Here is a 13,862-nt window from a genome sequence, read left to right as displayed (position 1 = left end):
TGTTAGAGTTTTATGGTTATAGCATGTGTAGTAGCTTATTTTGCAATTACTACCGGGATTGGCTTATATATGATGCGGCAAAAAAGTACTCTGGCCGGATATTTTGTTGCCAAAAAAGACTTAGGTGCGATGTTGATTATCCCGCTGTTGTTCGCTGAAATCATTGCCGGTGCAGGCACGGTTGGCAATGCCGCTCAAGCCTTCCAGTTCGGAATATCAGCGGTATGGGTCAACTGGGGCATGAGCATCGGTTGTCTGGTGGTTTTATTTACCGCCGCCAAGTTCTACCGGGTTATCGGCAATAAATTTAATTCCGTTTCAGTGCCCCAGGTTTATGCTGCCCGGTTTGACGCCAAAACCAGAATGGTCATGATGTTTGTGCTGGTTCTGGTTTACGCCATTCTTTTTGCTATGCAGCCGGTGGCTGCAGGTAATATACTGTCGCCCCTGCTGGGCGTGGACAAGACTATGATTACCTGGGTCTTGGGCATTCTGTTTATCGTCTTGTGCATTACCGGTGGGATGAAGGGTATGGCCTGGATGAACGCCTTGCACACCATAGTGATGTATGTTGGTCTGGGTACAGTGGCTATTTTCGCCGTGAAATGGGCTGGTGGCATAGGGCAATTACAGGTCGCCCTGCCTACGACCTATTTCCGGATGGATCAGCCTGACCTGTTGACCATGGCCGGCTGGGTGGTAGGTACGGCTTTGTCATTCTTTGCCGCATCGGTGTTAATCGCCGCCATTTTCGGAGCCAGGGATGAACATTCTTACAAGCAAGGGTTTATATGGGCTTCTGTATTAACGTTTATATTTGCGTGTTTCCCGGCAATCATCGGTGTTGTTGGCAAAGCTATGCTGCCTACTGCTAGCAGCGGAAGTATCCTTTATACGGTAGCCAATCAATTGGGGCCGACTTTCGCGGTTCTGGCTTCCATGGGCATTTTGGCTGCGATTATGTCTACCGGTCCTGCACTATTGCTGCTAACCAGTACCATGCTCAGTGAGGACGTCTACAAGTTATTCAAACCGAGCGCGGATGAAAGTGAACGCTTGATGTTTTCCCGCATATCCATGACTGTTGTTGGTCTGGCCGCAACCTATTTCGGCTTGCAAGCCACCTCCATACTGGGACAGATGGCCGGTGCTTTCCAGATCCGGGCCATCGCCGGATTGGTGCTGTTAGTAGCCATATTCTGGCCGCGGGTTGACAGCCGGGCCGCCTTCTGGTCTATACTGGTGGGCGGTGTTGTAGCAGCGGTTTGGCACTTTGCAGGCAATCCTTATGTTACTTCACTGTGGCCGTCCTTGGCGGTGGGAGTACCGATCCTGGTAATCTTGACCTTGATGGCTCCTAAACCGAAAGCAGACGGATTTGTGGTATATGAAGAGGCCCTGGCCGAAGCCGATGCGGCAGGCAAACTATAATGCTATAGCCTGAATCGGGTCAAGGGCAAGATTTTGTAGTACTGCATATAAGTTTGGCGTTGGGGACGGGTGGCGAAACATTTGCTTTCTCCCCGCCCCCAAATGCCAAACCGGTTACAGCAATATTCTTTTGTCATTACCAAAACTGATTGAGATGAAGCACAGCAATGGCAAATGATTATGGAATTGCATAATTGATCAACCTGAACAGGTTAAAAGGTTGGTAAATTCCACGGTGTTAGATCAAGTGGATGACTCAGTTCGTGAATTATGTAACATAAATTCGGAAAGGAGGGTGCAGGATGTCATACCGTGATAAGGACTATCAGTGCATCAAGGTCACCATTGAAGGCGATGGCGATATAGCCATAATCCAGTACAATCGTCCGGAAGCGTTGAATGCCGCCAATGCTCAATTGGTGATCGAACGCAGTGAAGCTATTTTCGAAGCAGGTCAGGATCCCGAGATCAAAGTCTTGATCATGACCGGTAATGAAAAGGCTTACAGTGCCGGCGGCGACCTGGCGTCGATGGTCCATTATGGGGTCAAAGAAGCACGGGAATTCATTGATAAGAATGTGCAGGGCGGCCTGACACTTACCAATCTTCCCAAGCCTACTATCGCTATGATCGCTGGGGTGTGCATGGGCGGCGGCTTCGAAAATGCCCTGTGCTGCGATTTGAGAATCGCGGCGGACAATGCCAAATTTGCTCTGCCGGAGATCAATGTGGGGATATTCCCGGGTGGAGGCGCTACACAGAGACTGCCCCAGCACATATCGCTTTGTCAAGCCAAGGAACTGGTTTTTACCGGGCAGATGTTCGATGCTGAGACCGCGTTGAAATATGGCCTGGTCAATAAAGTTGTTCCCCTGGCGGAGCTAAAAGAGACTACTCTGAAGTTGGCCAGGCAGTTGGCGAAAAAGCCTGCTTTTTCTTTGCGCATGGCCAAAGAGGCATTGAATGCAGCTTGGAGCAGCAGTCTGGAAAAAGGTCTGCAGATCGAGACCCATGGCTGGTCGATGACCTTCGGTACCAAAGATGCAAAAGAAGGCATGAATGCCTTTTTGGAAAAACGCAAACCCGTGTATACCGGCGAGTAGCTAATTAGGAGGAAATACTAAATGGAATACAAATATAATGTTCGCGATTTAAAATTCATCTTGAAAGAATGGCTTCCTTCAGAAGAAGTATTCGCTCTGGATCGTTTCAAAGAGTATTTTAGCATTGACGATGTTGATCCCATTTTAACCGAAGGGTACAAAGTTGCCCGGGAAGTAGTCAGCCCCATCAATGTTGAAGGCGACAAGAACCCCGTCAAGTTCGAAAACGGCGTAGTCACCAATCCCCCCGGATATAAAGAAGTATTCCGCTTCCTGCAGCAAAATGGCTGGGGATCCAGCAGTGAATGCGTGGAAGTTGACGGTGGTATGCCCTTGATCCTTTACAAAGCAGTAGCTGAAATGATCGCTGCCGCCTGTCCGGCCATGGGCTCAAACATCAAATTAACCTCCGGGGCTGCCAACCTGATTATCAAATTCGGCACCGAAGCTGATAAAGAAAGATTCGTTCCCAAGATGCTCAGTGGCGATTGGCAGGGCACCATGAACCTGACTGAACCTTCCGCCGGTTCAGACGTCGGCGATGCCCTGACCAGGGCTTATCCTACCGAAGACCCGCGTATATGGAAGATCAAAGGGACCAAGATGTTCATCACTGCCGGTGACGGCTCCATATGTGAAAACACCATTCATATGGTTCTGGCCCGTCCGCCTCAAGGAGCCAAAGGCTCAGCAGGATTGGGCCTTTATATTGTTCCCAAAATCTGGGTCAATGAAGACGGCAGCCTGGGTAAAGATAATGATGTTACCACCATTGCCATCGAACATAAAATGGGACTTAACGGTTCGGCTACTTGTATGCTGAATTACGGTGAAAACGACGAGTGCTACGGAATCCAGGTCGGACCGGACCCCGATGAAAAAGGCCGCTCTAAGGGCCTGATGATGATGTTTAATATGATGAATGAATCCCGTATAGGCACCGGACACAATGCCAACAACCAGGCCTCTGCGGCATATGCCCTGGCTTCTCAGTATGCCATTGACAGGGTTCAGGGTTATATAAAAGGCGAGCGCGTTCCCATTATCAAGCATGATGATGTGAGAAGAATGCTCCTGGATATGAAGGCCCACACCGAAGGCATCAGGGCTATGATATTCAAAGGCTTCTGGAGCCTGGACATAGCTGAAAATTCCAAACCGGAAGACAAGGCCAAAGCCAAGGAATGCGCTGATGTGGCCGCCATCCTGACCCCGTTGGTCAAGTGTTATGGCAGTGAGACTGCAGCCTTGATGACTGCGGAAGCCATTCAGGTTCTGGGGGGAGTAGGATACACCAAGGAATATCCGGTTGAACAGTATCTTCGCGATTCCAAGGTTCTAACCATCTGGGAGGGCACCTCCTTCATTCATGGCAACGATTTGGTAGGCCGCAAGATGACCATGAAAGACGGCGAACCCTTCAAAAAGTGGATGGGAAGCATCAAGGCGTTCATAGATGATAATAAAAATGTTGAGGGGTTGGCCAAGGAATTCGCTAACATGGAAAAGGCTTACAATTGCGCGGAAGAGGTTATGAACCTGGTTTATTCCTGGCATGCCGACAAAGCTGACAAAGGCCAGCTCATTAATGTCTTTGCCATCCGTATTCTGTTCGTATTCGCGCAGCTCTATGTTGCCTATTGCCTCTTAGACCAGGCTTTAACAGTGAAAAAGATTATTGCGGATCTGCCCGCGGATCATTATGATATGAACTTTTATAACGGCAAATTGGCCGCAGCGCGTTACTATGCCAACAACATCCTGCCCAACGTATTTACATTGACCACAGTAATCAAGGATGCCGACACCAGTGTTTTGGAAGTTCCGGAAGAGGCCTTGATCATCAATTAAATTGGGGAAAGGGGATTATTAAATGCGAGAAATCTATTTGGTTGAAAGTGTTAGAACCGCTATTGCCAAGGCTGGTAAGTACTCATATTTCGCCAATGTTAGAGCCGATGACCTGGCAGCACTGACTATGAATGAATTGATGCGACGGGCCGGACTGGAGGACAAGAAAGAAGAGCTGGATGGGGTAATCCTGGGCGGAACCGCTCTGGTTAAAGACATGGCCAGCAACATCGGACGCTATTCGGTAATTATGGCAGGCTTCCCTTATAGCATTCCGGGATGCACCGTGGACCGCTTCTGTTCTTCCGGTGTACAGGCCATTTTCAACGCCATTTCTGAAATCAATATGGGCTGGGGTTCTGAATTAATCCTGGCTGGTGGCGTACAGCATATGACCCATGTCCCCATGGGATGGGGCAATGAACATAACCCGCGTCTGGGTGAGTTCACAGATGACAATGCCAAAGGCATGGGTTGGACGGCTGAGATGGTAGCCCGCAAGTATGGCATTACCCGCGAAGAGCAGGACCAGATGGCGGTGGAGAGCCATGCCAAAGCTCATAAAGCCACTGCCGAAGGTTTGTTCAAAGATGAAATCCTGCCCATTGAGGTCGAGGTTTTGCAGAGAGACGGCAGCACCGTCAGGCAGGTTGCCGACAGAGACCAGGGCATTAGACCGGGCACCACTATGGAGACCCTGGCCAAAATGGAACCAGTGTTTTTGAAGGACGAACTGGCTACAGTAACGGCCGGAAACGCCAGCCAGACCAATGACGCCGCTGCCTGCGTGCTGGTAGCCAGCAAGGAAAAATGCTTAGAATTGGGCCTTAAACCCAAAATGAAACTTATAGGCTACACTGCTGTCGGTGTGGATCCGGTCTATATGGGCATCGGACCGGCTATCGCGATTCCCAAGGTCTTAAAACAAGCCGGAATGACAATGGATCAGATCGATATCTGGGAAATCAATGAAGCCTTTGCCTCCCAGGCAGTATACTGCACCAAGGAACTGGGCATCAGGAATCATCCTTTATTAAACCCGCGCGGCAGCGGAATCGCCTTGGGACATCCCTTGGGCTGCACCGGTGCTCGTATAGCCACCACACTCATGCATGAGATGCCTTATTACGGCGCCAAATATGCGGTAGAAAGCATGTGCGTCGGACACGGCCAGGGCGTTGCCGCCATCTGGGAATGGGTTGGCTAGCAATTAGAAAGCTTCGACAAGTGAAGCGGTTGGCAGATTCATTAGTAAACGCAGCATTGATACAGCATAGTCGGAAACAGGCCAACCGCTAACTTAACAAATGTAGTTGTCCCTGAGTATTTGCGATTAGCACAAAGGAGGCAAATGAAAATGGAAGTTAAGAAAATATTCGTGGTTGGAGCAGGATTTATGGGTGCCGGGATTGCGCAGGTAGGGGCCCAGGCCGGTTATGAAATGTATCTTTATGATATTGCCCCCGCCGCTGTTGAAAAGGGAATTGCCGGAATCAATAAGCTTTTGGCCAAAAAGGTTGCCAAAGGAACCCTGACTCAGGAAGCTCTTGACGGTGCCATGGCTCTTATCAAACCCAGTTCTGCCCTTGAGGATGCAGCCGATGTTGACCTGGTCATTGAAGCTGTGTATGAAAACGCTGATCTCAAGAGAGAAATCTTCGGCAAACTGGACGCTATATGCAAACCTGAATGCATCATGGCAACCAACACCTCATCTATTCCAATTACCTCTTTGGCTGTAGCAGTTAAAGATCAATCCAAATTTATCGGTATGCACTTTTTCAGTCCTGTGCCGGTAATGAGACTGTGCGAACTCATCCGTGCTATCAAAACCTCGGATGAAACTATCGCGGTAGTTGCTGAAGTTGCTCAGAAAATGGGCAAGACTACGGTTGTGGCCAAAGACGTTCCCGGTTTTATCGTAAACCGGATCAATTCAGCGCTGCGTTGTGAAGCTTACAAATGCTTGTTGGAAGGCGTAGCAAGCATTGAAGATATCGACACAGCCATGAAACTGGGTGCCAATATGCCCATGGGACCATTTGAACTGGCCGATTTCGTAGGTCTGGATGTCAACTACAACGTGTTGTCACAGCTGTATGCGGGTTATAAGAATCCCCATTTTGCGCCCAGTCTTATTCTAGAGAAACTGGTCACCGCTGGCGATTTGGGCCGCAAAACCGGCAAGGGATGGTACGACTACACCTCTGGGGAAAAGAAACCCAGAACCGACATCAAGTTCTAAATCGAAATGTGAGGTTTTATCAAACGCGGCCTGTGTTAAGTAGGGCCCTGACAGGCTGAAACACCTAACAGATGCTGGTTGCGGTTTATCCGGCAAAGCTCCGGATAGACCGTAACCTATAACTGAGGCCGATGACATCGGGAAGGAGGTTGTATTTTTGTTATCATACCGGGATAAGAAGTTTAATACCATGCTGGTCACAGTAGAAAACCATATTGCCACGGTTCAATTCAACCGGCCGGAAGTATTAAATGCCATAAATAATGAGGTAAATCGTGAACGGGTGGAGATTTTTACCGCGCTGGGAAACGACCCCGATGTCAGAGTGGTAATACTCACCGGTGGTGAGAAGGTTTTTAGTGCTGGCGGAGATTTGCCAGCTATTTCACAATACAGTGTGGTCGATGCCCGCGCTCATGCTGACCTGAATTGTGCTGGTCAGAGGGCTTTGGCTGATATGCCTAAACCGACTATTGCGGCTGTAGCGGGATACGCCATGGGCGGCGGAGCAGAAAATGTGCTGTTATGCGACCTGCGTATAGCTGCGGAAAATGCCAAAATCGCCTGTTCAGAGATCAACGTTGGGATTTTTCCAGGTGGAGGAGCGACCCATCGGCTGGTGCAGAATGTATCCATGTGCAAAGCTAAGGAAATGCTCTTTTTTGGAGGCATGATAGACGCTCAGACAGCTCTGGAGATCGGGCTCATAAACAAAGTGGTCCCGCTCGCCGAATTAATGAGCACCGCCCGAGAATGGGCAGAGAAGCTGGCAAAAAAACCCCCCTTTACACTGAAAATGCTCAAGGCAGTAATTAACCAGAATTGGGGCGCAGACAACGAGACCGCCATGAGAGTAGAGCAGGATGCCTGGGCGGCCATTTTTGGCAGTAGAGACGCTAAGGAAGGCATGCGTGCTTTTGTGGAAAAGAGAAAACCAGAATACACCGGTAAATAAGCTGGATCTATCAATGTTCAGCAAATTAGGAGGGATATAATGCGTGAAGTTGTAATAGTTGACATGGCCCGAAGCGCCATAGGCACTATGGGTGGCTCTCTTAAAAATGTTAAACCTATCGATTTAGTCTCCCAGGTGGCCAAGGCTATTGTAGACCGCAATAAGGCTAAGGTAAAGCCGGAATATTATGATTATTGTTTTGTAGGTCAGGTTAAACAAAATACCATCTGTGCCAATATTGCCCGTAATATGGTCCTAAATATCGGGCTTCCGGAAGAACTTCCGGCGGCTACAGTAACGGTTGCCTGTGGATCTGGGCTGTTGTCGATGATCGAGGGCTACGAGTTTATTAAAAATGGATTTGCCGATGTGGTACTGGCCGGAGGCGTAGAATCCATGAGCACCGGGGAGTTTTTCTTAAGCGGCAAGACCAATCAGGCCTTTGGAACCACCAATCTGACCCTTTATGATGCCATCATTGCCGGAGGCCCTGGTGGAGCGCCGGTGGAAAGGTATGGCAACATACCCATGGGCATTACTGCTGAAAATCTAGTCGATATTCACCAGATTTCCCGTGAAGAACAGGACGAATTTGGATACAGAAGCCAGGTATTGGCCAAACAGGCCATTGCCAATGGCGATTTTGTGGCCGAAATAGTTCCTGTGGAATACGAGAAGGCCGATGGCAGCAAAGGGATCTTTAAAGTAGACGAATATCCGCGCGAAACCACCCTGGAGGCCATGGCCAAATTAAAACCGGTATTTAAAAAAGACGGTTCTGTGACTGCAGCTAACTCCTCAGGAAGAAATGACGGAGCCGCCATGGCCATTTTGATGTCCAAGGAAAAAGCTGAAGAATTGGGCGTTAAGCCTAGAGCAGAGTTTGTAGCCGGCGGTATAGCAGGTGTTGATCCTTCTATAATGGGGCGCGGACCAGTACCTGCAGTTGAGATAGCAATGGGTAAAGCTGGCTTAACTCTAAAAGATATGGACCTGGTGGAGTTAAACGAGGCTTTTGCCGGACAGAGCCTGGCCGTCTACAGAGAATGGATGAGCGACTGGGATGTAGACAGAGACTGGCTTGATTCTCATGTCAATCTGTATGGCGGTGCAATAGCGCTGGGCCATCCCTTAGGAGGCAGCGGATGCATTATTACTACTAAACTCCTGTATGGGTTGCAACGTACCAATGGCAAATACGGTTTGTCTACTATGTGCTGCGGCGGCGGAATCGGCGTTGCCGGCATAATCAAGACAATAGACTAGGGAAGTGAGGGATAGTTATGCAAGACGTCGTAATCGCCAGTGCAGCACGTACTCCTGTGGGATTGTATATGGGTTCACTTGCTGATCTACGTTCTCAGGATATTGCCGCCATGTCAATGAAAGAAGCTGTTGCCCGGGCCGGGTTTGATTCCTCACAATTTGATGCCTGTATATACGGTGAGGCCAAACAGAGTAGTCTACCCGCCAATATTGGCAGGCACGGTTGGCTACTGGCAGGACTGGCAGAAAGTACAGCCGGATTTACTTTGAACGCTCTGTGTGCAGGCGCCCTTCAAGCCATGATCAGTGCTTTTAACAAGATTATCAGTGGTGAGTATTCGGCCCTCATGACTGGTGGCATTGAAACCAACAGCCAGGCACAGTGGTATCTGGTCCACCCGCGCTACAAATTCGGGCCTGAAAACGCTTGTTTCCATGATTCCAAGGTTGACGTAGAAATCAAAGCTCAGCCGGTGGACACTTATGGTGAACTCAGTGCCTATACATTAGCTGATATCATTGCAGCAAATTACGGCATTAGCCGCAGTGAACTGGATGAGTATGCCGCTGCCAGCAAGTCAAAAGCGGCCGCCGCTATTAAAAATGGGCTGTTTAAAGACGCTATAGTTCCAGTTACCAAAAAGGTAAAGAAGGCCGAAGTCGTGATAGAAGCCGATGATGCCGCCAAAGCCCCCGGCTTTGCCCAATTGATGAAACTGGCTGCGGTTAATCCGGACGGTACTGCCACCGAGGGGAATATTGCCCCACTGGCTGACGGTTCAGCCAGCATTGCCATGCTTTCAGCAGACCGTGCCCAGGCCCTGGGGGCCAAACCGCTGGCCCGCATGCTGGGCTTTGGGATTGCTGCAGGCAATCCCCGGCTCTTAGAGATCACAACCGCTAAATCGATCGAAAAGGCCTTGAAGGCAACCGGGACCACTTTAGACGATATAGACTTCATTGATTTCCATGAGCCTTCCGCCGCATACGGTCTGGCAGTCTTGAAACAACTGGGCCAGGCGGCCGAAAAGGCCAATGTGGACGGAGGCAGCCTGGGCTTTGGACACGCTGGTGCAGCAACCGGAGGAGCATTGGTAGCCAATATGGTCTGCCGCCTGCAAACCGGTCAAGGCAAACTGGGTCTGGTCAATGTCGGAGCCTTGGGTGGTCAGTCTCTAACGGTGCTATTGGAAAAACTGTAACTCATAGTCTTTAAGAATTGTTACGATGATTTCTTATCCTGCCTGGCAGGATAAGAAATCATCTGTTTATAAGACCTTCTACTGATATGAGGAAATACTTGCGGAACACGTAGTCAACTTAGAAAATACCACGATATTAAACAGCATTATTTTTAAAGAATCCGCAAGTTCAAACGAAGGGGAATCTTAATGCTTTGCGGGGGAAGGGGATTATTTTGTGCGTAGAGTGATGTCAAACATCTACTACGGGTGGGTCATTGTTGCGGTTGGATTTATTGTAGTGAGCATCATATACGGCAACAAGTTTTGTTTTGGTACACTTTTCGGGGCGCTCTTGGATGAATTCGGCTGGAGCAGAGCAATGGTTACCAGCGTATTCTCCCTCAGTATACTCAGCCAGGCTATATTACAGCCCTTTGGCGGGGCTTTGGTGGACCGTTTTGGACCCAAGAAGATGATTATGGCCGGGGCTGCTTTGATGGCCATTTCTTTGACCTTGTTTGGCCAGGCCAGGAGTCTGTTCAGCGTATATCTCTCTTATGGCATGTTGTTTTCTCTGGCAGCGGTAGGAGCCGGAATGGTTGTGAACACAACCATGGTATCGCGCTGGTTTGTGCGTAAAAGAGGACTTGCTGCTGGACTGGTGTCTATCGGAACGGGAGTCGGTTTGTTTGTTTTCAACCCGCTCTTAGCTTATCTTATGGAAGCCTGGGGGTGGAGGACTGCAGTAACCGTACTGGGCATCGGTACCGGAGCACTGCTTATTATCCTGGTCAGCCTGCTGGTCAAGAACCTGCCCCAGGATGTGGGTCAGTATGTCGATGGCATGAAGCCCCATGAAGCCGAGCAGTTTGAAGCCATTCAAAAGATCCCTGGCAAAACGCCAATAGTAAACCAGAAGGATTGGTCGTTTAAGGACGCACTTCAAACCAGAGAGTTCTGGCTCTTGCTGTTTGGCTACCTGGGGTATTTGTTCGTCTGGTACTCATTGACCAATCATGCGGTAATGGCCATGACTGATATGGGTCTGAGCAAGCTAAAAGCAGCTACCTTTTTCGGATATACCGGCTTAATTACCGCAGCCAGCGGCGTGGTTTGGGCATGGTTGGCCGACCTGGTCAAAGATCGAAAAACCACTATAGTCATCTCCTATGCTCTTTATTGCCTGGGATGTGCATTATTCGCCTTCACCACCGGAGGTAGCAGTATGATACTATTGGTGATGGTGGTTGTAGGTGCCGCTCATGGAGCAGCTGCGACCATATCGGCTGTCGTTGCTGACCGCTTCGGAGTAAGTGCTATGGGTAAAATCTGGGGCACTATTACCATGGCAGGTTTACTGGGCGGCGCCCTGGGGCCAATTTGGGTTGCCCGTCTGTACGATCCCGCCTACTCATACAGTATTGCCTGGAAGTTCCTAGCTGTAGTATCAGCACTGGCGGTGTGCTGTATGATATTTGTTCGCAAAACCCCAAAACGGTTCTTCTTCTTGACCAAACAGGCTCATTATAACGATCAAAAGGCTATTTAACTTATGCCATGTTTGGCCAGTTTATCATAAAACGAAGAACGGCTGATCCGTAGCAACCGTGCAGCAGCACTTTTGTTGCCTGCGGTCTTTTTCAAAGCATCAACAATAATATCCTTTTCAACAAAATCTAATGAGGACAAAGACGGACGTACGGTCTCTATCTTGTTTTCAATACGATCTGGGTTTATATGTGCAGGAAGGTGAGTTTTCTTTATTTCGCCTTCCCAGACATAATTAGCAGCTCTTTCGATGGCGTTTTCCAATTCCCTTATATTGCCTGGCCAGGAATAGGAGACCAGCAACTCTTCTGCCTCCCTGGAAAGCCGGGTTACACGTGTGCCCAAAATGCGGTTGTATTTTTCTATAAATACCTCTGCCAAGGGCAGAATATCCTCAGGTCTGGAGCGCAGTGGGGGGAGGTTGAACTCGATCACATTCAAGCGATAAAAGAGATCATCTCGGAACTCCCCTTTGGCCATAGCCTCACGCAAGTCCCGGTTGGTCGCTGCTATTATTCTAACGTCCACTGTCTGAGTGCGGGTGCCGCCAACCCGCATAAACTGTTTTTCCTGCAAAACCTGCAAGACTTTTACCTGAATGGAAAGCGGCATATCACCAATTTCATCCAGGAAGATAGTGCCTTCATGAGCTTGCTCAAAATACCCCATTTTGCCCTTCTTCAAAGCGCCAGTAAAAGACCCTGGTGCATAGCCAAATAGTTCCGACTCCAGCAGGGTTTCTGGTATGGCGGCACAATTGACTTTCACAAAAGGAAGCCGGGCCCGCTGACTTGCGGCATGAATGGCCCTGGCGAACATATCCTTTCCCACTCCGCTCTCACCAGTGAGCAAAACCGTTGAGGTACTGCGGGCCACTCTTTCGGCTTCATTTTTCAGGGCTTTAAATCCGCTGTTTGCAGTAATTATCTTATTAAACTCAGCAGTATCTGAGCCACCATGCTTTTCAAGTTCCTGGCGATAATACTGAACTTGTTGTTTAAGCGAAAACCAGCTTTGGGATAGTTGTTCGGTCAAGCGGTTATCATCTAGATACACCGTGCTCACTATGCCAGCCGATACGCCCTCGGCTCGGGTTCTTTTCACCGGGACATGTGAAACAATACAATTGCGCCCATTTATGGAGCATACTTCAACTTCAGGCAGGCCGGTTTCTATGGCATTACTGAAGCTGCTAGAATTGCCCACGATATTTTCAATATGTTGACCGACCAGACTAGGGGGGGGATTCTTTAGCAGGCTGATAGCGCCTTCATTATGATATCTGATCAAGCCTTGCTGATCAGAAACGATTACGCCATCAGAAGAAGCGCTCAAGACGCCCTGCAGGTTGGCCTGCAGCTCTTGAACGATCTCCAGCTCGGCGGTGACCTCCTCTAAATCGGATAAATCAAGAAAAGTATAGGTCATGCCAGTGATCCGGTCATCAACAGTTATCGGCACCTGATTGATTATTACAGGTAAAGAGCGTACGATGCAATACACATTTTGGCGGCGCACTAAATCAAACACGATTTCCGGAAACACATCCGAAATATGTTTGCCAATTACATCGCCTATGCCAAACAGGCCTTCGGCCGCCAGGTTGATGCGGCCTATGTTGCCATGTTCGTCAGTAACTATGATTCCTTCACTCATGGCCTGGAAGGCAGATTCCAGGTGTGCCATAGCTTTTCTGGTCAGTCCCAGAGTTGTGCGGACATATTCCAATTTTCCAGCCATGCCTACCAGTTTATGATTCTCATCGACAACCGGAATCGTTCCCACCCGGCTATGATTTACCCGCAGGCTAAAAGTTAGTTCATTATAACTGAGATCAGAAGGAAGGGTATGGGGGGATGTAACCATATAGGAACTGCAGGGTTCGTCCATACTTTTCCCGTCGAGGATGGCATTATAAAGCCTACCCCGGGGAAATACCCCCACTAGCTTGCCTTCTTCGTCAACCACTGGCAGTGTCTCTACCTTGGTCTCTTTGTATTTGCTCACCACCGTACGTAAGGAATCTTCGGGACGTAAACACTGGAAGTCTTTATTAATCAAGTCCTTTACGAAAATAAACGAATTTGGAAAAGTAACAAATTCCATATTTATATTCCTTTCTCGCTGGTCCTTGATCATCTTCGGCTTGGTTACATCAAAATAGAGAAGCTGTTTTAACAAATATAAACAAAATTAGACATGAATGGCAAGTTGGGAGTGAAATATATTACCGCTTTTAAGTATACATCCACTAGCTACTAATTTCATCATCTAAAACT

At 48.8% G+C, this 13,862-nt stretch carries 10 protein-coding genes; 9 read left to right on the top strand and 1 reads right to left on the bottom strand.

What is annotated here, in order from left to right:
* Positions 1-72: 72 nt before the first annotated feature.
* The 9 genes from AC15IQ_RS07180 to AC15IQ_RS07140 all read left to right on the top strand — a co-directional run bounded on the left by AC15IQ_RS07180 (position 73) and on the right by AC15IQ_RS07140 (position 11,584).
* Positions 73-1,431, top strand: coding sequence for a sodium:solute symporter family protein (locus AC15IQ_RS07180; protein WP_483178214.1), 1,359 nt, complete (start codon positions 73-75; stop codon positions 1,429-1,431).
* 302 nt (positions 1,432-1,733) lie between these two features.
* Positions 1,734-2,534, top strand: a complete 801-nt coding sequence (locus AC15IQ_RS07175; RefSeq protein WP_483178213.1) for an enoyl-CoA hydratase/isomerase family protein — start codon at positions 1,734-1,736, stop codon at positions 2,532-2,534.
* A gap of 21 nt (positions 2,535-2,555) precedes the next feature.
* Positions 2,556-4,385 carry an acyl-CoA dehydrogenase gene (locus AC15IQ_RS07170; protein WP_483178211.1) on the top strand — a complete coding sequence of 610 codons (1,830 nt, stop codon included), beginning with the start codon at positions 2,556-2,558 and terminating at the stop codon, positions 4,383-4,385.
* A gap of 22 nt (positions 4,386-4,407) precedes the next feature.
* Complete coding sequence (locus tag AC15IQ_RS07165; RefSeq protein WP_483178209.1) at positions 4,408-5,592, top strand: thiolase family protein; 1,185 nt, start codon at positions 4,408-4,410, stop codon at positions 5,590-5,592.
* 150 nt (positions 5,593-5,742) lie between these two features.
* Positions 5,743-6,630 (top strand): 3-hydroxyacyl-CoA dehydrogenase family protein, encoded by an 888-nt coding sequence (locus AC15IQ_RS07160; RefSeq protein WP_483178208.1) that lies wholly within the window; start codon positions 5,743-5,745, stop codon positions 6,628-6,630.
* Positions 6,631-6,787: 157 nt separating this feature from the next.
* Positions 6,788-7,585: an enoyl-CoA hydratase/isomerase family protein gene (locus AC15IQ_RS07155; RefSeq protein ID WP_483178206.1), complete on the top strand. Its 798-nt coding sequence runs from the start codon at positions 6,788-6,790 to the stop codon at positions 7,583-7,585.
* Between the two features lie 39 nt (positions 7,586-7,624).
* Positions 7,625-8,851, top strand: a complete 1,227-nt coding sequence (locus AC15IQ_RS07150; RefSeq protein ID WP_483178204.1) for a thiolase family protein — start codon at positions 7,625-7,627, stop codon at positions 8,849-8,851.
* 17 nt (positions 8,852-8,868) lie between these two features.
* Positions 8,869-10,053 (top strand): thiolase family protein, encoded by a 1,185-nt coding sequence (locus AC15IQ_RS07145; protein ID WP_483178202.1) that lies wholly within the window; start codon positions 8,869-8,871, stop codon positions 10,051-10,053.
* Positions 10,054-10,282: 229 nt separating this feature from the next.
* Positions 10,283-11,584: an MFS transporter gene (locus tag AC15IQ_RS07140; RefSeq protein ID WP_483178201.1), complete on the top strand. Its 1,302-nt coding sequence runs from the start codon at positions 10,283-10,285 to the stop codon at positions 11,582-11,584.
* Here AC15IQ_RS07140 and AC15IQ_RS07135 read toward each other — a convergent pair.
* Positions 11,581-13,689, bottom strand: a complete 2,109-nt coding sequence (locus tag AC15IQ_RS07135) for a sigma 54-interacting transcriptional regulator (protein ID WP_483178199.1) — start codon at positions 13,687-13,689, stop codon at positions 11,581-11,583. The genes AC15IQ_RS07140 and AC15IQ_RS07135 overlap by 4 nt on opposite strands.
* Positions 13,690-13,862 lie beyond the last annotated feature (173 nt).

The sequence above is a fragment of the Syntrophomonas sp. DTU019 genome, from assembly GCA_913757435.1.
In the GTDB taxonomy this organism is placed as follows: Bacteria; Bacillota; Syntrophomonadia; order Syntrophomonadales; family Syntrophomonadaceae; genus DTU019.
This window is presented reverse-complemented; position numbering and strand designations above follow the sequence as displayed.

Coding starts and splice junctions, on each gene's coding strand:
- AC15IQ_RS07180 (WP_483178214.1), top strand. CDS start 73: ATGCGGCAAAAAAGTACTCTGGCCGGATATTTTGTTGCCAAAAAAGAC.
- AC15IQ_RS07175 (WP_483178213.1), top strand. CDS start 1,734: ATGTCATACCGTGATAAGGACTATCAGTGCATCAAGGTCACCATTGAA.
- AC15IQ_RS07170 (WP_483178211.1), top strand. CDS start 2,556: ATGGAATACAAATATAATGTTCGCGATTTAAAATTCATCTTGAAAGAA.
- AC15IQ_RS07165 (WP_483178209.1), top strand. CDS start 4,408: ATGCGAGAAATCTATTTGGTTGAAAGTGTTAGAACCGCTATTGCCAAG.
- AC15IQ_RS07160 (WP_483178208.1), top strand. CDS start 5,743: ATGGAAGTTAAGAAAATATTCGTGGTTGGAGCAGGATTTATGGGTGCC.
- AC15IQ_RS07150 (WP_483178204.1), top strand. CDS start 7,625: ATGCGTGAAGTTGTAATAGTTGACATGGCCCGAAGCGCCATAGGCACT.
- AC15IQ_RS07145 (WP_483178202.1), top strand. CDS start 8,869: ATGCAAGACGTCGTAATCGCCAGTGCAGCACGTACTCCTGTGGGATTG.
- AC15IQ_RS07140 (WP_483178201.1), top strand. CDS start 10,283: ATGTCAAACATCTACTACGGGTGGGTCATTGTTGCGGTTGGATTTATT.
- AC15IQ_RS07135 (WP_483178199.1), bottom strand. CDS start 13,689: ATGGAATTTGTTACTTTTCCAAATTCGTTTATTTTCGTAAAGGACTTG.